18 protein-coding genes and 1 pseudogene are annotated in these 23,402 nt (G+C 38.1%); 9 read left to right on the plus strand and 10 right to left on the minus strand.

The features are described 5' to 3' along the window. Positions 1–31: 31 nt before the first annotated feature. Complete coding sequence (gene hppD, locus PN450_RS18700) at positions 32–1,126, plus strand: 4-hydroxyphenylpyruvate dioxygenase (RefSeq protein WP_271837180.1); 1,095 nt, start codon at positions 32–34, stop codon at positions 1,124–1,126. A 60-nt stretch (positions 1,127–1,186) separates the two neighbouring features. On the opposite strand, the gene PN450_RS23970 is transcribed toward hppD, so the two are convergent. From PN450_RS23970 to PN450_RS18715, 3 genes are read right to left on the minus strand one after another with little or no spacing between them, the layout of a single operon-like run. Beyond that, positions 1,187–1,933, minus strand: a complete 747-nt coding sequence (locus PN450_RS23970; RefSeq protein ID WP_334311500.1) for an SH3 domain-containing protein — start codon at positions 1,931–1,933, stop codon at positions 1,187–1,189. Then, positions 1,828–2,598 carry a type I methionyl aminopeptidase gene (gene map / locus PN450_RS18710; protein WP_015079452.1) on the minus strand — a complete coding sequence of 257 codons (771 nt, stop codon included), beginning with the start codon at positions 2,596–2,598 and terminating at the stop codon, positions 1,828–1,830. Before map ends, PN450_RS23970 begins: the two co-directional genes overlap by 106 nt. An 11-nt stretch (positions 2,599–2,609) precedes the next feature. Next, positions 2,610–3,608 (minus strand): Gfo/Idh/MocA family protein, encoded by a 999-nt coding sequence (locus PN450_RS18715; RefSeq protein ID WP_271837182.1) that lies wholly within the window; start codon positions 3,606–3,608, stop codon positions 2,610–2,612. 777 nt (positions 3,609–4,385) lie between these two features. On the opposite strand from PN450_RS18715, the gene PN450_RS18720 reads away from it, so the two are divergent. From PN450_RS18720 to PN450_RS18740, 5 genes and pseudogenes are all read left to right on the plus strand, one after another. Then, positions 4,386–5,360: a sterol desaturase family protein gene (locus PN450_RS18720; RefSeq protein ID WP_271837183.1), complete on the plus strand. Its 975-nt coding sequence runs from the start codon at positions 4,386–4,388 to the stop codon at positions 5,358–5,360. A gap of 45 nt (positions 5,361–5,405) precedes the next feature. Continuing rightward, positions 5,406–6,737 carry an amino acid adenylation domain-containing protein gene (locus PN450_RS18725; RefSeq protein WP_271837184.1) on the plus strand — a complete coding sequence of 444 codons (1,332 nt, stop codon included), beginning with the start codon at positions 5,406–5,408 and terminating at the stop codon, positions 6,735–6,737. Between the two features lie 108 nt (positions 6,738–6,845). Beyond that, positions 6,846–11,930 (plus strand): annotated as a pseudogene (locus tag PN450_RS18730) (amino acid adenylation domain-containing protein); the annotation flags it as partial. 365 nt (positions 11,931–12,295) lie between these two features. After that, positions 12,296–13,705 carry an MFS transporter gene (locus PN450_RS18735; protein WP_271837186.1) on the plus strand — a complete coding sequence of 470 codons (1,410 nt, stop codon included), beginning with the start codon at positions 12,296–12,298 and terminating at the stop codon, positions 13,703–13,705. Between the two features lie 255 nt (positions 13,706–13,960). Further along, positions 13,961–14,254: a ferredoxin gene (locus tag PN450_RS18740; RefSeq protein WP_015079457.1), complete on the plus strand. Its 294-nt coding sequence runs from the start codon at positions 13,961–13,963 to the stop codon at positions 14,252–14,254. Positions 14,255–14,330: 76 nt separating this feature from the next. Here the strand turns inward: PN450_RS18740 and PN450_RS18745 are convergent, their stop codons facing one another. After that, the gene (locus PN450_RS18745; RefSeq protein ID WP_271837187.1) at positions 14,331–15,908 is read right to left on the minus strand and encodes a SpoIID/LytB domain-containing protein; all 1,578 of its coding nucleotides are present in this window, start codon (positions 15,906–15,908) and stop codon (positions 14,331–14,333) included. 261 nt (positions 15,909–16,169) lie between these two features. On the opposite strand from PN450_RS18745, the gene grpE reads away from it, so the two are divergent. Both grpE and PN450_RS18755 read left to right on the plus strand, forming a co-directional pair. Further along, on the plus strand, positions 16,170–16,838 hold the full coding sequence (grpE, locus tag PN450_RS18750) for a nucleotide exchange factor GrpE (RefSeq protein WP_168651871.1): 669 nt from the start codon (positions 16,170–16,172) through the stop codon (positions 16,836–16,838). A gap of 168 nt (positions 16,839–17,006) precedes the next feature. Further along, positions 17,007–17,333 carry an STAS domain-containing protein gene (locus PN450_RS18755; protein WP_015079460.1) on the plus strand — a complete coding sequence of 109 codons (327 nt, stop codon included), beginning with the start codon at positions 17,007–17,009 and terminating at the stop codon, positions 17,331–17,333. Here PN450_RS18755 and PN450_RS18760 read toward each other — a convergent pair whose 3' ends face one another. From PN450_RS18760 to hisF, 5 genes are all read right to left on the minus strand, one after another. Then, complete coding sequence (locus PN450_RS18760; RefSeq protein ID WP_015079461.1) at positions 17,334–18,470, minus strand: PP2C family protein-serine/threonine phosphatase; 1,137 nt, start codon at positions 18,468–18,470, stop codon at positions 17,334–17,336. Between the two features lie 7 nt (positions 18,471–18,477). Next, complete coding sequence (locus tag PN450_RS18765; RefSeq protein WP_148766478.1) at positions 18,478–19,251, minus strand: DUF1350 family protein; 774 nt, start codon at positions 19,249–19,251, stop codon at positions 18,478–18,480. A gap of 131 nt (positions 19,252–19,382) precedes the next feature. After that, a complete protein-coding gene (locus tag PN450_RS18770; RefSeq protein WP_271837188.1) occupies positions 19,383–20,081 on the minus strand; it encodes a hypothetical protein in 699 nt (232 codons plus the stop codon). Between the two features lie 295 nt (positions 20,082–20,376). Continuing rightward, positions 20,377–20,568 carry a hypothetical protein gene (locus tag PN450_RS18775; RefSeq protein ID WP_015079464.1) on the minus strand — a complete coding sequence of 64 codons (192 nt, stop codon included), beginning with the start codon at positions 20,566–20,568 and terminating at the stop codon, positions 20,377–20,379. Positions 20,569–20,672: 104 nt separating this feature from the next. Then, the gene (hisF, locus tag PN450_RS18780) at positions 20,673–21,446 is read right to left on the minus strand and encodes an imidazole glycerol phosphate synthase subunit HisF (protein WP_015079465.1); all 774 of its coding nucleotides are present in this window, start codon (positions 21,444–21,446) and stop codon (positions 20,673–20,675) included. A gap of 353 nt (positions 21,447–21,799) precedes the next feature. Here hisF and ruvB point away from each other — a divergent pair, with 353 nt between their 5' ends. Next, positions 21,800–22,903, plus strand: coding sequence for a Holliday junction branch migration DNA helicase RuvB (ruvB, locus tag PN450_RS18785; RefSeq protein ID WP_148766474.1), 1,104 nt, complete (start codon positions 21,800–21,802; stop codon positions 22,901–22,903). Between the two features lie 256 nt (positions 22,904–23,159). On the opposite strand, the gene PN450_RS18790 is transcribed toward ruvB, so the two are convergent. Then, positions 23,160–23,402: transposase (locus tag PN450_RS18790; protein WP_271837189.1), on the minus strand; the 243-nt coding region annotated here is incomplete at its 5' end.

Here is a 23,402-nt window from a genome sequence, read left to right on the forward strand (position 1 = left end):
GTGATAGTAAATACTGGATTTAAAATAAATTATGCTGCAAATTGATCACGTTCACTTTTATGTCGAAGATGCCCAAAGGTGGCGAGATTGGTTTGTTTATTGTCTTGGTTTTCAAACAGTAAATGATGGCTTTTTTCCAAGTCTTTCTCATCATCAAAAATCGTTACATACTCGGACAGAAGTGGTGAAAAGTGGATCTGTCTACTTTTTACTTTCTTCTGCGATTTTACCGACTAGCCCGGTGGCTGAGTTTTTGCGTCAACATCCTCCCGGTGTGGCTGATATAGCCTTTGTAGTTGATGATGTGGAAGCTTTGACAGCAAGGGCTATAAGTAGTGGGGCCAGGATTCTCCAACCTGTTGAAGATGCTGGATTTTGTCAGTATGCCAAAATTGCTGCTTGGGGTAGTTTAAATCATACGTTAATTACTAAAAATACCGCAAAAATAGCAGATAACGAAAATATTTTACATGATTCTATTACGGCGATTGATCATCTAGTTTTGAATGTGGGAGTTGGTGAATTAGAAACTGCTGTTAATTGGTATCAAAAAATATTTGATTTTCAACCTCAACAAACTTTTAATATTAAAACTGATCGTTCTGGTTTGCATAGTCAGGTAATGATTTCACCTCATGGTAATATTCAATTACCAATTAATGAACCGGCTTCGCCTAGTTCGCAAATTCAGGAGTTTTTGGATGTAAATCGAGGGGCAGGTATTCAACATATTGCTTTATTAATACCTGATCTTGTGAATGCAATTTCTCGATTTCGCGCTGCTGGTTTATCTTTTCTTTCTGTTCCCCAAAGTTACTATTCCCAGCTACAACAACGATATAAATTTTCTCTGTCAACTGAAGAATTACAAGCTATATCTCATCAGGAAATTCTGGTAGACTGGCATGAAAATTCTCACCCAGGTCAGTTATTATTGCAAATTTTCAGTCAACCAATTTTTTCAAGACCAACTTTCTTCTTTGAGTTTATTGAACGTCGTTCTTTTGCCCAAGGTTTTGGAGAAGGTAATTTTCTGGCTTTATTTCAAGCTATTGAACGTGAACAAATTAAACGCGGTATTGATTTCCCTTCAAGCCAGGGAATAAATTCCCTGTCTAAAAGCTAAAGTCGGTTAAAACCGACTATTTTATCAGCATAAATAGGATAATTTTTAATCCTCACCTACTTACTGGGAACGTTGAATATTACCTGCTTTTACCCAACCTTCTTTATCGGTATCAGCAATGCGAATTTTTTGCCATTTTTTATCGGCGCTTTCTTCTAAAATAATTACTTTTTTATTACCACCAACTCCACCAGTAGTGGAAGAATTTGCGTCTGGTTCAGACCGCATACTTAGTCCTTGCGCCCAAGTAACTGTTCCTTCGTAAGCATCTGGTGGCAATGCTTTGGGTGATTCTGTGGGAGTGGGAGTAGCTGTAGGGCTAGATGTGGGGTTGGGAGTAGCTGATTTTTGCGATTGAGATTTGGGAGTGGCTTTGGGCTTTTTAATTTGTTTAGAAGGATTATCGTTAGCATACAGTGGCTTGGGAGGAGTTACTGCGGTACGGTTAACAAAATATAGGGCAACTGTTAAGCCAGTACCTAATAAAACTGCGATCGCTAAAATAAAACCGAGTATAACTTTAAGTAAGTTTGTAAGCATATAGTAGGGAATTGGTAATTGGTAATTGGTAATTGGTAATTGGTAATTGGTAATTGGTAATTGGTTAGTTTTTTTCTTCTTCCTTCTTTCTTCTTCCTTCTTTCTTCTTTCTTTTCTTCCTCCTGACTCCTGACTCCTGACTCCTGACTCCTGACTCCTGACTATAAATTTTCTGGCAAAGTCAGAATTTCTACGCCATCTTCGGTGACAGCTATGGTATGCTCGAATTGAGCAGAAAGTAAGCGATCGCTTGTTACCGCAGTCCAACCATCATTCAGCATTTCGGCTTCGTGAGTGCCTTCATTAATCATTGGTTCAATAGTAAACACCATGCCGGCTCTAAGTTTCTTGCCTCTACCTCTGATGCCATAATGGGGAACATCCGGTGCAGTATGGAAAATATTACTGATTCCATGTCCCACAAAATCCCGCACCACAGAAAAGCCGAAAGACTCCGCATACTCTTGAATCGCTGCCCCAATATCCCCAATTTTTGCCCCTGGTTTTACTTCTGCAATTCCCAACCGCAGACACTCTTGGGTTACTTCTACTAACTTTTGGGCTGTGGGGGAAGGATTACCCACTAGAAATGTTTTTGATGTATCACCATGATAACCTTCAACAATAGGCGTAACATCTATATTAATAATGTCCCCATCCTTGAGAATTTGTTTAGCATTGGGAATACCATGACAAATCACCTCATTCACACTGGTACAAATAGATTTAGGATAACCTTTATAACCTAAAGGAGCGCTTTTTGCTCCATGCTTTTGAGTCCATCTTTCCGCTTCATCATTCAATTGTAGAGTGCTAACTCCCGGTTTAACCAAAGGTTCTAAATGTTGTAATAACTTGGCGGCCAAGCTGCCAGCACGGCGCATTTTTTCGATTTCTCGTTGGGATAAAATGACTATGGTTTCGATTTTCATCAATTTTCTATCTACTCTTTTAAAAATATAGTTAGTCCAGTTGTTGCCGCTCTGTGTGCAGCATCTGCTACCTTGAGAGCATATAAGCTTTGTTCTGGGGTGATATATAAGGGACTACCATCAAATAGATGGTCTAATACCATAGTTGTATCTTTGGCAAATAAACCCCGTCGCGTTCCCACTTCAATCAACTTTGTTCCTGCTGCTAAGACTAACATTCCGGTATCACCATCGAGAATTATTTCCCCTTTTTCACCTTGAACTTCTAATTTGCGTTCTGATTGCCACAAAGTTTCCCCCTTACCATAAATTACCTGTGCCAATAATCCCCTGTCAAAGCATAATTGGGCTGAACATAAACAGGTTTGGTAATAATCAGACTCAGTTTGCCAATATCGTTGGTGACAATTGACAGTGAAGACTTCACCGAACAAATCAATCAGACGATGTAACCGAGATAATGCCCCAATTAGGGGAAAGCCAAACATCCCATGATTATAAGTCCACTTACGCGGGGCTGGATGCTGGGGATTCAGGGTACTATAGCGAACATAAAACAAATCACCAATTTGGTCTAAGTATTGTTTTAAAGTTTGATGCCAACCACCCAATAATTCAATGTGTTCGACGTGCAGAAGCTTGTTGACTGTTTTTGCTAAAGCAATCAGTTCTTCAGCTTCTTTGACATCTACAGACAAAGGATATTCAACAATGACGTGTTTACCGCTAGATAGGGCAGCATGAGCAATTTTACCATGATCTTGATTAATGGTGCAGATCACCACCATATCTAAATCTTCCCGTTCTACTAGCTGTTGCCAAGAATCCATCGCTTCAGTTGCGTATTCTTGGGCCAAAACCGCTGTTCTTTCAGGATTGCCAGTTATGGCTATTAAATCAGTTCGAGGATCTTGTAATAACGCCTCAGCCCTGAGTTTAGCCGCATAGCCTGTTCCCACCAAACCGACTCTGAGATTGTGTGTACATAAAGGTAGTTCGTTATTGTCCATGAATTTATCACCAGTTTTCAATGTTTCGGTTTAATGCCGTTGGTATTTTATCAACAAGCCACCATCAGGAAATATCTAATACCTCTAGTAGTCTGTCAAATTTATTTTGACGGGTTTTTGGTAGTGCGGGCATCTTGCCCGCGTAAGCGAGACGTTCAGACTACAGTGAGCGAGACGTTCAGACTACAGTGAGCGAGACGTTCAGACTACAGTGAGCGAGACGTTCAGACTACAGTGAGCGAGACGCTCAGACTACAGTGAGCGAGACGCTCAGACTACAGTGAGCGAGACGTTCAGACTACAGTGAGCGAGACGCTCAGACTACAGCTCAGACTACAGTGAGCGAGACGCTCAGACTACAGTGAGCGAGACGCTCAGACTACAGTCGATCATTTTTATCTTGACAAACTACTAGGGTATTTTTCATAAATGTAAAATATTATGGCTCTTTGGTAATTTTGGAAACATTACCATAAATATAATACAGCTTAAAAATCGTGTAAAAAATCAGGATAAACAATTAATTAAACGATTTTAACTTTTCAGAGCTGGTTTCTCATGGTTTTTGAGCATTTTTCTTTGAATTTCTCATAAATTCGCGTTTGTAAATAATTAGGTTCTGTTATAGGTTTTACATGATATGCTACATGAATTAGAAAATACCAAAAGAAATTATACATCTTGTGTATAAAATATGTCTATTTTCTCCTTTAAATATCAAATCCCCGGATAATTTTCAGAAGTATCTACTAGATTTCTATTTTTCCAATATCTAAGATGATTACACAAATCCAAAATCTGCGGATTTTTTATCCATTCCTAGTGCCATTTATCAGTTCATCTCAGATTTATTGGTTATATATACTTTCGGCTTTGTTACTAGCTTTGATTATATATAAATTAGGGTTATCTCAACAAGACAAACAGATAAATTTAAGACAGTATCTTTTGCCAAAAGCAGTTTATTTACATCCTTCAGCGATCGCTGAATATAAGTATTATTTTTTATCTTCGCTCTTAGAAATATTTGTAATATTGCCAGTTATATTCTCTCTACCAAATCTAGCAAATATCATTTGTCATTATTTAACAGAAATTACGCACCTGACAACGCCTTTTTTAATTACCAATCCTCATTGGTATCATTATGTCATATTGAGTATTTTTGTGGCTTTAGCGGGGGATTTTGCCTATTATTGTTACCATTATTTAGCTCATAGAAGTTCATTCTTTTGGGAATTTCATAAAGTTCATCATTCTGCGGATGTGCTTACCCCAATGACTGTTTATCGCTCTCATCCCTTTGATTTAATATTAAGTATGATCTTTGCGACGGTAATGCTGGGTTTTACTACGGGAATTTGGATTTATTTATTTGGTAATCAAGTCTCCCTTTTATCCATTTATGGAATTAACTGGGAGATATTTCTATTTTATCTAACTGGTGCTAACTTACGACATTCTCATATTTGGTTGAACTACCCCTATAAAGTTAGTTATATGTTGATGAGTCCTGCTCAACATCATATTCATCATAGTGTTGAGCCAAAGCATTATGACAAAAACTTTGGTTATATTCTGTCTTTTTGGGACTGGATATTTGGGACTTTGTATATACCGAAAGGTTATGAAAAGCTGAATTTTGGTCTGTCAGATGGGGAATCAAATTTATTTAATAATCCAATTAATTTATTAGTACAGCCATTTAAATCTATTTGGCAAAATTATAACCAACAGACATCTAAAAAGTAATTCCCTATCGACAGTCTCAATACAAATTAAGTCAAAAATATAGTTATGAATAACATGAAATTAGATTTGAATTCAGATTTGTCGAATTCGACTACAATCATCAACGATTTGCCAGAAAATGGTGTTTGTATCCATGATTTATTTGCAATTCAGGTAAAAGCAGCACCAGATTCAGTAGCGACAATATTTGAAAATCAGCAACTTACCTACCAAGAATTGAATGCTAAAGCCAATCAGTTAGCACATTATTTACAGAGTATTGGTGTAGGTGCTGAAGTCATGGTCGGCTTGTGCGTAGAGCGATCGCTCGATCTGATTATCGGTATTCTTGGTATTCTTAAAGCTGGAGGCACTTATGTACCTATAGACCCGGCCTATCCCCAAGAACGCATAGCATTCATGCTAGAAGATACTAAGTTGCAATTTGTGGTGACACAACAACAATTGGTAGTATCTCTACCGAAAAACTCCACAACAATTTGCTTAGATACAGATTGGCAGAAAATTGAGTGTCAAAGTTCCCATAATCCCATCAGTGGAGTCGCAGCCGAAAATCTCGCTTATTTAATCTATACCTCCGGTTCTACTGGTAAGCCGAAGGGTGTACAAATGCCTCATTCCAGTGTAACTGCTTATTTACAGGCGATCGCTAAAATCCTACCAGTTAATCATCAAGATATTTATCTCCATACAGCATCTTTCTCTTTTACTGCCTCAGTCAGACAATTATTTTTACCTTTATCCCAAGGTGCAACCAGTATTCTTGCTACTCGTGAACAAACCAGAACTCCTTTAAGCCTATTTGAATTAATTCAAAAACGTGGTGTTACTATTTGTGATGGTGTACCCTCTGTATGGCGATATGGACTCATTGCTTTAGAAAGTTTAGACCAACAATATACACAATCTCTGAGCGAATCAAAATTAAGATTAATAGTATTTGGTGGCGAATTACTACCCTATCAACTAATTAAAAAGTTACGCAATCTGTTTAAAATACCACCCCAATTTTTTAATATTCTTGGTCAAACAGAAAGTATTGGCCATGGTTTTTATACTGTTCCCGAAGACTACGATCTTGAAGATGGCTATGTTCCCGTTGGTCATCCTTTAGCAAACATTCAACAAGTTTATGTCCTTAACTCCCAACTTGAACCAGTCAAAACTGGTGAGTCTGGAGAAGTCCATATTGCGGGTTCTACCTTAGCACGAGGCTATCTGAACCGCACCGAGGCCAATGAGGAAAAATTCATCATTAATCCTTTTAATCCTCAACAACGACTCTTTAAAACCGGGGATGTTGCTCGTTATTCAATTGATCGCAATTTAGAAATTCTTGGCCGCATTGATTTTCAGGTAAGTAAGTCGGCACGATAAAATCAATATACATTTTTTTCGTAAAAACCCTTAAATAACCTATCTATAAGGTATTTGTCGAATTTACATTTCGTTACATATGTTGATTGTTTAACGCCAACTTACTTAAATATCCGCGGAATGCGGGTTGAATTGGAAGAAATTGAAGCAGTAATTAAACTCCATCCTAGTATTCAAGAAGCTGTGGTTTCTGCCAGAGAAGATGTATCTGGTGGTCAGCGACTAGTTGCCTATATCGTAGTCAATAACCAAGATTTTAATTCGGGAGAATTACGCAATTTTCTGTCCAGCAAACTACCAGATTATATGATTCCCCATACCTTAATGGTGATGGAGAAATTGCCAGTTTTACCTAATGGAAAGTTAGACAGAAAAAGTTTACCTGAACCTGATTTATCAGCAATTCAAAGTAAATTTGTCCCTCCGCAAACACCTACACAGGAAATCATTGCTAAAATCTGGGCGGAAGTTTTAGGCATTGAAAAAGTTGGTATTCATGATAACTTTTTAGAATTGGGTGGACATTCCCTATTGGCAAGTTTAGTTATATCAAGATTGCGTGAGGCACTATCCATAGAATTATCTATTGCCAGTTTATTTGCCGCGCCCACAATTGCCACATTTAGTGAACAAATTGGATCTTCTGCCCAGAATTTACTGCCAACCTTAGAACCAGTTTCCCGAAATATTGAATTACCACTTTCGTTAACTCAGCAGCGATTTTGGTTTCTTGATCAAATGGAAGGGGCAAATCCTGCTTACAATATTGTCAGAGTCCTGAATCTACAAGGATCACTTAACTTTACAGCACTTGAACAGGCGATCGCCACAATTATTAATCGTCATGAAACCCTGCGTACCAGTTTTGGGATTGCCGATGGTAAACCCATTCAAGTTATTACTGATAAATTAGCATTTACCTTACCTGTAATTGATTTACAAGAATTAGCAGAAGATCAGAAAACGACTGAGGCACAAAGATTAACTACTAATGAATATCTTCGCCCTTTTGCCCTAAATGAATCATCTCTCTTAAGAGTGACATTGATGCAATTGGGGGCAGAATCCCACCAGCTATTAGTAATAATGCACCACATCATTTCTGATGCCTGGTCAGCAGGGAATTTTCTCCAAGAATTATCGGTTATTTATTCAGCCTTGACAGCGGGTTTACCTTCTCCCTTACCCAAATTATCAATTCAGTATGCCGACTATGCTTATTGGCAACGACAATGGCTGGAAAATCAACCCGCGCTTGATTACTGGAAACAACAATTAGCAGATATTCCCGCAGTCATTGAATTACCTACAGATCGATCACGAACAGCAATTCAAACCTTTCGCGGTGATCTCCAAAAATTTCAATTTGATTCCCAACTCACTCACAAGCTCAAAAACCTCAGTCAAAAATCGGGTTCTTCCCTATTTATGACACTTCTGACGGCTTTTGTGATCTTACTTTCTCGCTACAGTGGTCAGGAAGATATTGTTGTTGGTTCTCCCATTAGTAATCGCAATCGTGTCGCGTTAGAGCCATTAATTGGCTTTTTTGTGAATACCTTAGTTTTACGGACTCGTCTCCAAGAAAATCCCACATTTGAAGAATTACTTCAACAGGTGCGACAGATGGCACTTGATGCTTATACTCACCAAGATGTCCCCTTTGATCAACTTGTAGAAACCCTCCAACCTCAGCGCCACCTCAGTCATAGTCCCTTATTTCAAGTCATGTTTGTATTGCAAAATTCTCCCTTGTCAAAACTGGAATTAAGAGATTTGCAAGTTACACAAATAGAATTAACAAGAGGGACTGCGGGGGCAACTTTTGATTTAACCTTATCAATGCAGGAAAAAGAGTCAGCATCAGGAACTGAATTAATAGGTGCATTTGAATATAATGCTAATTTGTTTAATGCTGATACTATTGCCAGGATGATAGAGAGTTTTCACACCTTAGTTGAGGCAATTGTGGTAAATCCTCAAGAGCGGATTAGGAAATTACCTTTATTAACAGCATCCCAAGAACATCAGTTATTAGTTGAATGGAATAATCCAGGAACTGATTATCCCCAAAAATCCATTCATCAATTATTTGAGGAACAAGTAGAAAAAACACCTGATGCAGTAGCGGTAGTTTTTGAAGATCAGCAATTAACCTACAAACAATTAAATTTACAAGCTAACAAACTAGCTCATTATTTGCAATTTCTGGGTGTAGAACCAGAAATCTTAGTGGGTGTTTATTTAGAACGTTCTTTAGAAATGATCGTCGGATATTTGGGAATTTTAAAAGCTGGTGGTGCTTATGTGCCACTCGATCCTAACTATCCCCCAGAACGGCTCAATTATATGGTGGCAGATTCACAAATGTCCATCATCTTGACTCATTCTTCCTTACTCCCACATTTATCATTAACCCTAGAGCAACCCCAAACTAAAATCATTTGTTGGGATAAAGATTTTGAAATTGAAATTGCCAGTCAGAGTTCGGATAATCCTATTAATAATTTCACACCTGAAAATTTAGCTTATGTCATCTATACTTCTGGTTCTACAGGGCGACCTAAAGGTGTACTAATTCAACATTCAGCACTATCAAATCTAGTGTTCTGGCACTTAAATAATTTTGAATTAAAATCATCAGATCGAGCTACACATTTAGCCGGAACAGCCTTTGATGCTGCTGTTTGGGAATTATGGCCTTATTTAGTAGTCGGAGCGAGTATATATTTAATTAAATCAGAATTTCTGCTGTCAGCAGAAACACTTCAAGAGAAGTTGATATCACATAATATTACTATTAGTTTTATTCCTACACCCTTAGCAGAACAATTATGTCTTTTATCCTGGACAGAAAAGACAACTTTGCGAACTATGTTAACTGGTGGAGATAGACTTAATTCTTATCCATCAAATAAGTTACCATTTAAGTTTTTTAATAACTATGGACCCACCGAAAATACAGTGGTTACAACGTCTGGACAAATTTTATCAGAAGAATCAGATGGTAAATTCCCACCTATAGGTCGTCCTATTACCAATACTCAAGTTTACATTCTTGATCACTATCTTCAACTCCTACCAATTGGCGTTTATGGAGAAATATACATTGGTGGTCTAGGTTTAGCTAGAGGGTATTTAAATCGTCCTGACTTAACATCTGAGCGATTTATTGCTAATCCTTTTGTGGCAAATGAGCGACTTTATAAAACTGGAGACTTAGGACGCTATTTACCAGACGGAAATATTGAATTTCTAGGACGCATTGATCATCAAGTTAAAATTCGGGGTTTTCGGATTGAACTAGGAGAAATTGAAACAGTATTAACCCAACATCCTCAAGTTCAGCAGGTAGTAGTTATTGTCCGCGAAGATCATCCAGAAAACAAGTATTTAACGGCTTATATTGTTAGTAAAACAGAAACATTGACCAGTAGCGAATTACGTCAATTTCTGAAAGAAAATCTGCCTGAATATATGATACCTGCGGCTTTTGTCATGCTCAAAGCCTTACCTCTGACTCCCAATGGTAAAGTTGACAGGCTGGTTTTACCAAAGCCAGAAACAACCAATTCAGAGCTAGAAACGGCTTTTGTTGCCCCTCGGACTGCGCTAGAAGCAAAATTAGCCGAAATCTGGTGTACAGTATTGCATCGGGCGCAGGTAGGCATCTATGACAACTTCTTTGAATTGGGGGGACACTCTCTCCTGATCACATCTGTAATATCTCGCATTCAAGAACATTTTTCCATAGTTCTGCCGCTGCGTTCTCTATTTACAGCCCCGACTATCGCTGAACTTAGTCAAGTAATAATTACACATATACTGGATGCCATGACAGTTGATACCTTACCACCTCTTGTCCCTCAAGCACGAGACACTTGTATCCCCCTGTCTTTTGCACAAGAGTCTATATGGCAGTTACAGCAATTAGCTCCTGAAAGTTGTGCCTACAACAGCTTTTTTATTTTACGTTTCACTGGCTCTCTTTCTGCAATTGCGTTGGAGTCCAGTTTCAATGAAATAATTCGTCGTCATGAAATATTACGCACGGCTTTTACTATATTAGAAGGTCAACCTGTACAAGTAATTAGCCAATTTCTGACTATCCCATTAGAGATTATAGACTTACAAAACCTCCCTTTGATAGAGCGAACATCGGAAGCAGAAAGACTAGCTGCATTGCAATATCAGCACCATTTTGATCTGGCTTTAGTTCCTCTTATCAAAACAACTTTACTGCGACTAACTCCAGAAGAACATTGGTTAACACTAAATATGCACCATATCATCACAGATGGCTGGTCATTTGGTCTGTTGTTGGAGGAGTTAGGAATCCTCTATGCAGCTTTTGTCAATGGTTTACCTTCACCCCTACCGGAATTACCTGTTCATTACGCAGATTTTACCCTCTGGCAACGGCAATACTTTAATGAAAAGGTCATAGAAAAGCAATTGGCTTACTGGCTACAAAAACTAACTAATACTGCACTAGAATCTGATGAATCTAGCAATCAGCTACAGTTGAGTAATAAAAGTAGCAGCGCAGCTATTTATTCTGTGGTTCTGCCAGCAAGTCTTGTGACATCAATCGAAACCCTCTGCCGTTCTCAAAAGGTCAGCATTTTTACGATCATTCTCACTGCTCTAAATATACTTTTGTTTAAGTGCAATAGTAAGAACGACATTTTAGTAATAGCAACTATTGGTAATCGGAGTCCGGTGGAAACTGAAAAAATGCTCGGTTGCTTCATCAATGACGTAATTTTGCGATCGCATCTTTCCTCTGAACAAACTGGAATTAATCTTTTAGAACAAGCCCAAGAAACTCTCACAGAAGCCATTAATAATAAAGAAATTGCTTGTCAAACAGTCACTGACACTATCACCAGCAAACAACCATTGAATATCTCGGCAGCCCTGGCTATGCTACCTCCACAAAATTGGCATAATTGGATGTTAGATGTTGACTTTGTATCAATTAAGCGCGATCTCGACTTGTGGGATGGAGAAATTCCTTTAGAGATTTATGTTTCTTCACCTTCAGTAAATAATCCCACGATGGAAATTAAGGTTTTCTACAGTACGGAGTTATTTACCAATGAAACCATCAAGGTTTTGTTCAACTATTACCAACAAATTCTTCAGCAGCTTGTTGAAGATCCCACTAGTGGTCTGTCAAATTTATTTTGACGGGTTTTTGGTAGTGCGGGCATCTTGCCCGCGTGAGCGAGACTAGTAGTCTGTCAAATTTATTTTGACGGGTTTTTGGTAGTGCGGGCATACTTCGACCCTTCGACCCTTCGACAGGCTCAGGGCATCGCAGGCTCAGGGCATCGCAAGCTCAGTACAAGTCTTGCCCGCGTGAGCGAGACGCTCACACTACAGACCATCATTTTTATCTTGACAAACTACTAGTCAAGTTTGTGAATTTTTTGATTGGTGAACATTGCAAGACTCCAGATCCCCGACTTCTTAGAGAAGTCGGGGATCTGAGAAATAAATGTTACATTAAACCATGAGGCTTTGCCACAAATTCACTAATAATCACTATTACCATGTTAGAAAACAGCCCACCAGAGTTGCAACAACAACCCAGATTTGGATCATCTTTATTGAGATGGACTGAGTATTTCTCCAACCCAGAAGGAGAAATAACTCAAAGCATGAGCGTGTTTATCTTGATCTGGTTTGGTCAAGTGTTGTCTCTGGTTGGCTCGCGGACAACGGGTTTTGCACTCAGTATTTGGGTCTATCAACATACGAATTCCACAACTCAATTTACACTGCTGATTCTCTCTACAACCCTACCGACAATTTTGATCTCTCCCATTGCTGGTGTGGTTGTCGATCGCTTTCCTCGGCGCTGGATCATGATTATTAGTGATTTCTGTGCAGGTTTATGTACCTTACTAATTGCTTGGTTATTTATCAGTAATCACTTAGAAGTTTGGAGTCTGTGCGTAGTCAGTGCGATTAGTTCCAGTTTCAATGCTTTTCAGGGACTAGCCTATTCCTCAGCGACTACATTACTTGTGCCGAAAGCACAACTTGGTCGTGCCAGTTCGATGACACAGATCAGATTAGCGATCGCTGAAATTCTCTCCCCTGTATTAGCCGCAGCTTTATTAGCAACTGTGCAATTGTCAGGAATTGTCATCATTGATTTATCTACATTAGTCTTGGCCTTGATCTGTTTGCTGGTGGTTAAATTTCCTGAAATCCCCTCCACAGAAAATCCCGATACCGAAACTAATTCATTTTGGCAACAAATAACCTTTGGCTGGAAATATTTAGTGGCACGTCCTGGACTACTCGGATTAGTCATGTTCATTGCCATTATCAACTTTCTCGTTGGTAGTGCAGAAGCTTTAACTACACCCTTAGTGCTTTCCTTTGCTTCCGCTCAATCTCTAGGGACTATCTATTCTATTGCTGGTTTTGGACTATTACTGGGCAGTGCCGTGATCAGCATTTGGGGCGGGTTAGAACGCCAGATCAATACTATATTTGTGTCAATGATATTTTTGGGCATCTTCTACGTATTAGCTGGGTTGACGGCTTCAACAATTGTCTTTACGATCGCCAATTTATTGATATTTTTCATATTTCCCATCATCAATGGATCAATTCAAGTCATCTATCAGAAAAAAGTAGCGCCAGAAGTCCAGGGAAGGGTCTTTGCTTTTCGCACTGCCGCTGTGCAGGGGTTTTTACCACTGGCCTACCTGACCTGTGGAGCATTAGCTGATCAATTCTTTGAACCAATCATGGACAAAGATGGGGCTTTAGCCAATAGTATTGGCCTGATTATTGGGGTGGGTCATGGTCGCGGCATGGGTTTAATGTTTATCATCCTGGGTCTGTTTTCTCTAGTCGCAACTTTAATTGCTTACTTGTATCCACGTCTGCGCTGCGTAGAAGATGAACTACCTGATGCAATTCCTGACCAACTAGAGGTTTCATAAAGCCATCATCAAAAAATGTCCCCAAGATGCACTTTGACATCTATCCTAGTGGGTATTTCATATAACAAAAACTTATTGGTAATAAGTAACTAAATTTCATTACTAATCGCGGTCAATTTTCTGTTATAAATTTTAACTTTTCCCTTAGTATCAGAATTGAAGCAAATTCAAACCAGCAGCTAATCTGATCAGAATAGCTGTAAGATCTGCTTGAAAATAACTTATACTGCCGATTTCACAACAGAGGATAATTAAATGGCTACTTACAAAGTTACTCTCATCACTCCAGACGGTACTAAGACTATAGACTGCGATGACGACACTTATATTTTGGATGCAGCAGAAGAAGCTGAATTTGACTTACCCTTCTCCTGTCGGGCTGGTGCTTGCTCAACCTGTGCAGGTAAAATCATTTCTGGTACTGTTGACCAATCTGATCAATCCTTCTTAGATGATGATCAAATCGAAGCTCAATATGTATTGACTTGTGTTGCTTATCCTACTTCTGATGTCACCATCGAAACCCACAGAGAAGAAGACCTTTACTAAACTTTAGTCACAAGAATTTAGTCCAAACAAGGGATTGGGGATTGGCGACTGAGTAGGAGTTTTACCAATTCCCCAATTACTTGCTTACTTTAATTTTAGTCCCAGGATAATAAAATTCCAATATCTTGGGACTAGACCAACCTAATTTGGCTAGATTCTGAGCGCCTGTTTGGCTTAAACCCACTCCATGTCCTAAACCACCACCAATAAAAGCATATCCCCACAGATTGGTTTGACCTTTATTCAATGGTTGAATGTAAAAAAGCGTGCTAATAGGGGCTGCAAAGGCACTGCGAACCTCGTCTTTTTGTAAGGTGAAAACCCCAATATCAGTTTTCACAGCCAGTTTTAAAATCCGGCCGCTGGAACTGCGTTCAACTACAGACATGGCTTGAATTTTTTTGAACTTGCTATAGGGGCTTTTTTTGGAATGTAAGAATTTCTGCAAGTCTTGGGTAATCCTATTGATGTCCGTTTCTCTGTGCCAACGGAATACATCCCATTTACTCTCATTAAATCCCGCTTTAAGATTGATAAATTTCTCGAAGTTCTGATCATTTGCTAAATTCTGACTCGATAAGTTCCAAAGATTTTGATTAGCAGCATCTAGGACAGGTTTTAAATAAGGACGATCTTCTCCATTCCAGATATCACTAAAGTTAGCGGTAACACCACCTGTAGTGGAAGAATATAAAGCATCAACTATTTCGTTATTATAAGTGAGTACCTGACCTCTGGTTGAGGCGATCGCCTGATCTGTATTTTTAGCAACTCCGCTGAGTCCTTGATAAACTTGACAGTGAGTGTCAGCACATAACTGATAATTATCTACCGCAAATCTGCGGAGGTTTCGCAAGGCATAGGTGCGAGCAATAATTGCTTGTGCTTCTAAGGCTGCCATTGGCGCATTTATCCCAATTTCATGGGGTAAAACTCCCCGCACATAAGTTTCTAATGGGACTGTATTTACTAAAGTATAATGCCCATAGGCGTTGGGCTGCAAGGTCATTTTTCCCGGATAAACACGCTTTTGTTGAGGCTGTTCATCTGTATTCACCTTAATTGAGTCTTTACCAGCAGTTATTTCTAGATAATTAGGACTATAATTTTTACCATTTACTACCCAAGTAATTTTTGGTACTTTTGATAAAATGTTGGTTGCCAAGTAAGCATTTTTATCACCGGATGTTTCTATACTTTTTAATAGTAACCGACGAATCAAGGGAGTGCTGTAAACGTCCCGTTTTGCCCATACTTGCCAACGTTCTGGTTGGGATATTTCCACTTCTATCCCCAGGGAACGCCAGTGGTTAGCGTTATCTTCCGCTGTTTCAAAGGTGCGAAAGTCACCCAGCACTAAGACTTCCTGAACCACTGTTTGGGTTAAGGGCTGCATGACTGTTGTTAACTGGATGGGTTTGTCTGTGACTAGGGTTTGTTGCTGAGTACCCACTGTAAATTTTAATGTTAAGCGATCGCCTTTTGTGGGTGCTAATTCTAATTTGTCTGTGGGTTTAGCCCCAAATCGTTGGACAATACCAATTTGCAATTTTACATCCTGGTTGTTGCTTACGGGTTCTGATGCGGCAGCCAATCCCAATAGGCACAAGGTTGTTATTAATCTGTAGGAAGAAGGCCAAATAAATATTTTCATGAAAACTAATTCTAATTGCCCTTATGCTGTCGGAGTGGTTTTAAGTTAATTAACTCAATTTACTAATGATAAGAAGATACAGGGCGGCAGGATGAATCACAAATTACTAATAATCAACTTAGATAATTAGTAACGGGGAATATTATATATTTTTAACTTACGCGCTTCTATAATACCATTACGTCTTTTTTTCAGCACACTTGCAAATCAAACTCATTATGAGTATGATTTAACTAAATCTTGCTTTATCACCCATATTTTATGCTGGAAATTGATTTTACCGAGAATTTGCGAAATTTAATGCAAACAGTCGGTTATGAGAGTTTTAAATCTTTAAGTCGTGCTGCTGGTGTTTCACAATGGCAAATTTTGCAGTTGCGGAGGGGAAAAATCGGACAAATGCGGATAGAAGTATTGATAAAACTGTCAGAGATTTTACAGATATCTTGGACTGAGTTGGTAGAAAATTTCAGCGTTGATGGTTTATCTTCAAGTTTCCACAAAACTCATTCTTCTCATAAAAATATAGACTTATTAAAGCAAATTACAGATTTACAAGTTGAGTATGAACGATTAACATTGTCAATGTTAGAACAAAGAGAAGGATTAAAACAGGAATTTCAGCGGTCAAGTTTACAAATATTGGAATCTTTAATATTACAATGGCCAACAGCAGCACATAGAGCCAGGGAAGATCACCAGTTATCAGCAGTAAAGATATTACCTTTGGTAGATACGCCTTTAAAAAGATTATTACAGGATTGGAATGTGGAAGCGATCGCTTCTGTAGGCACAGAAATCCCCTATAATCCTCAATTCCATGAATTATTAGCAGGAACAGCACAACCAGGAGAGATTGTTAAAGTCCGTTATATAGGTTATATGCAACATGATCAGCTTTTGTACAGAGCTAGAGTAAGTCTCTTATAAACTCTTCTAAAGTTTATGCTCTTTTGAGTTTGATGGTTATTTGCTGATGAATTTATTGAAAATTACTCCATATTTTTGTGTACTAAATACCTTTCTATAATCTAATGTTAGGATATACTAATAAAATTAAAGTCAGCACATTCTTAAATAAATCAAAATTAGAATATTATGAATCAGCAGGTGAAAGTGATTGCAATCAGTGGGAGTTTTAATGCTACTAACTCACAAAATTTTCAACAAAGTATTAAAGAAGTAATTGATAAGAGAATCTCCATTGTGTTGATTGACTGTCATCATGTTACCTTTATGGATAGTTCTGGATTAGGCACTCTGATTTTAACATTTAAAGCTTTACAGGAATCGGGAATAAAGATGGTTATTTGTTCAATTAATGAGCAAGTTAGGATGCTATTTGAATTAACTGGTATGGATGGCAAATTTACAATTGTTCCTAGTCAAGAAGCATTTGAAAATATTTTGCTTTCTGCTACTTGATTAATCAAATTTAACTTGAAGAATAGATAAATCATCCTCAAATGTCTCTTTGGAGTTTAAGTTAATTAGGTAATCCAGGATATAATCAAGTTGGTTATCAACAGAATACTGTAAGCTAATTAAAATCTGAATGAAACCTTCTAAACTCCAAAGAGTACCATTTGATTGAGTGATTTCGTAAGCACCATCACTAAAAATATAAAGGATGCTAGATTTTTCAATCTGACAATAAGCATCTGTATATTTAGCTTCAGGAAACATTCCTACAGGCATTCCTGGAGTTTTTAATCTTTTTACTTCTGTATGAGTAGGAGAATTGCCAGAGAGGATAATAGCTGGTGGATGTCCAGCACTAGAGTATGTTAATTGACGGCTAACTCGATTATAAACTCCATACCAAATCGTAAAATATTTATCATTTTGATAATTCATTTGAAAGGTATTATTTAAAGCTGCCAATACCTCACTAGGTTGATAGTAATTTAAATCTTTGAGCGCACGGGAACGTAAGAGATTTAGTACAGAAATTGAAGGTAGAGTAGCTTTAAGTCCATGACCGGCAACATCTAGTAGATAAATAGCTAAAGTATCAGCATCAAGCCAATTATAATCAAAACAATCCCCACCAAGTTGCCGTGATGGCAAAAACTTAAACTGAATACTCAGGGGCTTATTTACAGGCAGGGGTAAAAGGGATTTTACATATTCTGTAGCTTCGGCTAATTCTGTTTCTAAAAGTAGCTTTTGGGTCTGTAAATCCTGACTTAATTGATGCAGACGTAACCCGGCTCTAACTCTTGCTTGTAGTTCATTGTGTTCGATAGGTTTGGAGATAAAATCATCAGCACCAGCATCTAATCCCTTAACTCTATTTGCGACGGAATCTAAAGATGTTAATAAAATAAAAAATGTGGTAGATAATTTGGGATCTTTTTTAATGATATTACATACTTCTATACCACTTAATCCCGGCATAATCCAATCACATATAATTAAGGCTGGAGGTGAATCCAGCGTTCTTAAAATTCCTTCTTCTCCTGTACTCGCAGTGATGACTTGATAACCTTGTTTTTCTAAGATTCTTTTGAGAAACATTTGGATGGATCGGTCATCATCAATGATTAAGATTTCAAACATGAGATTATTAGGAAAGGGGATTTAACCAAAACAATATAACTTGTTTTAATTGATTTAAATCTCGATAGACTTCTTGCTTTAACCATTGTCCTAAAGCATCAAAAGGACTAAAAGAACTTCCTGGTTGCCATTTAACATCTTGTCCTAAAGGTGTGGTATGAGTGCCTAATAAGGTTTGTGTAGTTACCATATTAGGAAAGAGTTGTTCTAAAATTCTTGTTAAGTTTGCTGATTGATCCAGGGTATCTTTATTAAATCTGATTACTAAATTCCGCCGAATCTGATAGCTGTCTTGGACTATTTGGTTAGTTTGTGCGGGTGTAGGTGTAAATTCAATGTCTAATTGGGAATTGAACTGGGAATTTAACTGTTCTACTAATGGTATGGCTTCATTGGCAGCAAAGTTATTAAAGGATATTAAAATATTACCAGCCCGTTGGATTGGAAACAGGCTACCAATTAGTAAATGGAGTTTACAACCCATGCTATGTCCGACTCCATAGGTGGGAAGGTACAGCTTGCGGAGTTTTCCAGCGTCTTGTAACTTTTCTAGGGTATATTCAAATTTAAGTTGGACAGATTTAGCGATCGCTATATGATCTAATGTATTGACAAAAGGTGTGGCAATAATCACATATCCTTGATCTGCTAAATTTTCCAGTAACCAACGATAAGTTAAATGTGGTAAAGTGGCGACAAATGCACCACCTAAAAAATGAATGATCCCAATGGGATTACGGGGAATAAGTACCCAATTGCCTCTAATTTCTTGCCAGTTCATGTTAAAATAGGAGTCAGGAGTCAGGAGTCAGGAGAAGAAAGAGAAGGAAGAAGAAAGAGAAGGAAGAAGAAAGAGAAGGAAGTATTTTCTATAGATATATTTTACATTTACATCTAAACATATATCAAGTATTAACTCTGACTTTGCAAGTTTTTCATTTCCTGCTGTACATCTAGGGAAATTTGCAAAGCTTCATTTAATAATCTACCATGTTCGGTTGCTTCTTCAGTAACTTGCATTGATGCCAAAGCGGCTAAATTATTGGTAAATAAATCAGAATTAGTGATAATAAAACTTTTATTTTCTCGCAAAATTCTCTCTGTTTTTAAAGCGCGGATTAAATCATTTCTAGTTAATTCAAGTGCTAATAATACTTTTTCTCTTGCTTGTATACTTACTCCTAAGTTGCCAACATCTTCAATTTGGTCGTTAATATCTATAGCTTTAATCACGGAATTATATCTTTCCACATCATTTAGTAAAATCCGTAAAGAATTTGTCATGTTCTGTTTGATAAACTTACTTTTGCCTTTACATAATAAATATAATAGAATTTGTATACTCCCACCTGTCCATAAAACAAAGATAATTAATGATAGCCAAGATGATAGTTTTACTAACAGGTAAGTACAAACAGAAATAGCAAGTACAGCGAAAACCACAGTAGCAATTACAGTAGCAATTTCTGTTTTTTGAGCTTTTTTTAGCAACCTTATACCGAATTGCTGAATAACATCAGTAATAATTATTAATTTATTATGAACAGGTAAGTTAGTCGCATCTTGAAGTTGATCATGACTAATATCCAATCCCTGTAAATCATCTCGCACAGTTGCTAAATCCTTAACATACTATTGATTTAGTCTAATATAACAAGTGGATTTCCAGAATGGCAATTAATCGGTGATTTTAGGGGTATTCAATGTTGATAATGTGTAAGAAATAAATGTTGATACCATCAAAAACCAACCACTTTTCAAGTTCTACATGATTCTTCCCTCTTCCCTCTTCCCTCTTCCTCCTCTTTCTTCCTTCTTCCTCCTCTTTCTTCTTCTTTCTTCCTTTCTTTCTTCCTTTCTTCCTTTCTTCCTCCTGACTCCTGACTCCTGACTCCTGACTCCTCCCTTAAGTTACTTGTAACAAATAGCTCATACAGTTTCCCATTAAAAAATAAACTACTAGCATTGCTGCTGCGGCTAATGCCACTAGTGTACCAGCCAGCATCAGCGAAAATTCTTTATGCTCATAAGCTTTTTCCATCAGGTGTAGCGACCATGCTACAAGTGCCACATCAAAGATTAAAATAGGAATCAACATATTTCTTAATATTTCTTCATAGAAGTACGATTATCTTAACACTGTTTTGGATAACTGTGTTTTATCTTCAACAGATGCAGTTGGTCGCTTTCTTATGTCTGATATCAAGTAGGAAGACGGACCCGAACATGGCGTTCTTGCAAATAAGTTTTAATTTGTGCTACACTCAGTTTCCCAAAATGTAACAAAGACGCTAAAAGTGCGGCTTCAGCTTTACCTTCCGTTAATGCAGTGTGAATGTGTTCACAATTTCCAGCACCACCAGAAGCAATCACGGGAATCTCTACAGCATTAGCGATCGCTTTTGTCAAGTCCAAATCATAACCAGCTTGAGTACCATCAGCATCCATACTTGTCACCAACAATTCTCCAGCCCCTCGTCTTGTGACTTCTTCCGCCCACCATAGAGCATCAATACCAGTATTTTCTCTACCACCGCGAACGTAGACATCCCAGCCAGGATTCTCAGGATCAAGCCTACGTCTAGCATCAATAGCTACAACAATACACTGATTACCAAAGCGATCGCTGGCATGATTAATTAAATCTGGATTTCTGACCGCCGCGGAATTAATACTAACCTTATCCGCCCCGGCTCGTAACAAATCTTTAACATTTTCTAAGGTTTGAATCCCACCACCCACAGTCAGGGGAATGAAGACCTGTTCAGCAGTCCGGTAAACCACATCAATAATCGTGTCCCTGTCTTCATGAGTAGCCGTAATATCTAGAAACACTAACTCATCTGCACCGGCTTCATTGTAAACCTTGGCCAGTTCTACAGGATCACCAGCATCCTTGAGATCCACAAAGTTAATTCCCTTCACAACTCTGCCCGCCTTGACATCTAGACAAGGTAAGATTCTTTTAGCCAACATAATGACGTTTTCACTCCCGGTAATTGCTAGGAATTTAAATTGTAAAGGCAATTGGGGAATAGTTGACAAGATAGGATCAACATATAACAGGTCTTGTCCAGACGAAAAACTAATTAAACAAATATACAGGCAAGAGGCAAGAGGCAAGAGGCAAGAGGCAAGAGTAAAGAAGTTTTCAGCGATTTTACATTTCTTTACACAGTTTGGTTTTATTGTGTTCACCTACTTAATGAAATAAATATTTATATTGTGAAAATAGTATCTGTATTCTCAACTGACCCCAAATATCCTATACTGATTTTACTTATGAACTGCTAAATCCCTATTTCTGTACTTCTGAATCCCTGAAAATTATGGCGATTATCTCTTCCAAAAAACAGCCTCCAGAACCCAATGGAGAACCCAAACAGCAAAGGGAATCAGCAAAAGTAGCCCCCCCCGCAGAAAATCTGTTACAATCGGAAGCGGCTATTAATGAACAAGGGAAACCAGAAGAGAGTATTCGTCCCCAGCGCTTTGCTGATTACATCGGCCAAAAGGATTTAAAGGATGTTTTAGATATAGCCATTAAAGCCGCTAAATCTAGGGAGGAAGTCATGGATCATTTGCTGTTGTACGGACCACCAGGTTTAGGTAAAACCACAATGGCAATGATTTTAGCATCAGAAATGGGGGTAAGTTGCAAAATTACCAGCGCACCAGCTTTGGAACGGCCACGGGATATCGTGGGGTTATTGGTAAACCTGAAACCAGGAGATGTGCTGTTTATAGATGAAATTCATCGGTTATCACGGATGACAGAAGAAATTCTCTATCCAGCGATGGAGGATTATCGCTTAGATATTACGGTGGGTAAAGGTTCTAGTGCCAGAATTAGAAGTATACCTTTATGTAAATTTACCTTGGTAGGAGCGACAACTCGCGTCGGAGCTTTAACTTCACCATTACGCGATCGCTTTGGCTTAATTCAAAAGTTGCGTTTTTATGAAGTAGAAGAACTGACTAAAATTGTTCTCCGCACTGCTGAATTATTACAAACCGCAGTTAATCCAGATGGGGCGACAGAAATCGCCAAACGTTCACGGGGAACACCAAGAATAGCCAATAGATTATTAAAAAGAGTCCGTGATTATGCGGAAGTAAAATCTTTCCTGGAAATTAACGCAACTGTTGCAGCAGAAGCATTACAACTATTCCAAGTAGATCCTTGTGGATTAGACTGGACAGATAGAAAAATGCTCAGTGTGATTATTGAAAACTTTAATGGTGGGCCAGTGGGTTTAGAAACTATCGCTGCTACCACTGGGGAAGACACCCAAACCATTGAAGAAGTATATGAACCATATTTAATGCAAATAGGTTATTTAAGCCGGACACCCAGGGGGAGAATCGCAACTAAAGCAGCCTATCAACACATGGGTTTTAAACCCCCTAATGAGCAGTTATCATTACTGTAGACCAGATCCCCGACTTCTTCAAGAAGTCGGGGATCTGTCGGGGATCTTAGGCTAAGACAAGAGAGAAAAAGAAAGCTCTGAATTTAATCCCTAATTACCTACTATGAGTTAAAATCTCATGGAAATCACACAAATAATTGAATATATGGCAACAAAAATATCTGGTCAACTACACCCAAAATTGACTCAAATATTTGCTACAGCGTCATTAACAGCCTTAGCAAGCTTTACAGCCATGAGTCAACCTAGTTATACTTTACAATGTCACAACTTGAGTTTTTTCAAAAGTCTGAAATTTAAGAGTGAGCAAGGATTTCATTTCTTCTTTGTAACTCAGATGAGTTTGAGAGATGGCAGTAGAGATAGCATTTTTAAAATCGGAAAAATCTTCATAATATTGACCATATAAACATTTCTTCTTCACCCATTTCCATAACCTTTCTATTAAATTTAAGTTAGGAGAATAAGCTGGTAAAAATAATAAATCAATGCCTAAACT

The sequence above is a fragment of the Dolichospermum lemmermannii CS-548 genome (assembly GCF_028330815.1).
Taxonomy (GTDB): Bacteria; Cyanobacteriota; Cyanobacteriia; order Cyanobacteriales; family Nostocaceae; genus Dolichospermum; species Dolichospermum lemmermannii.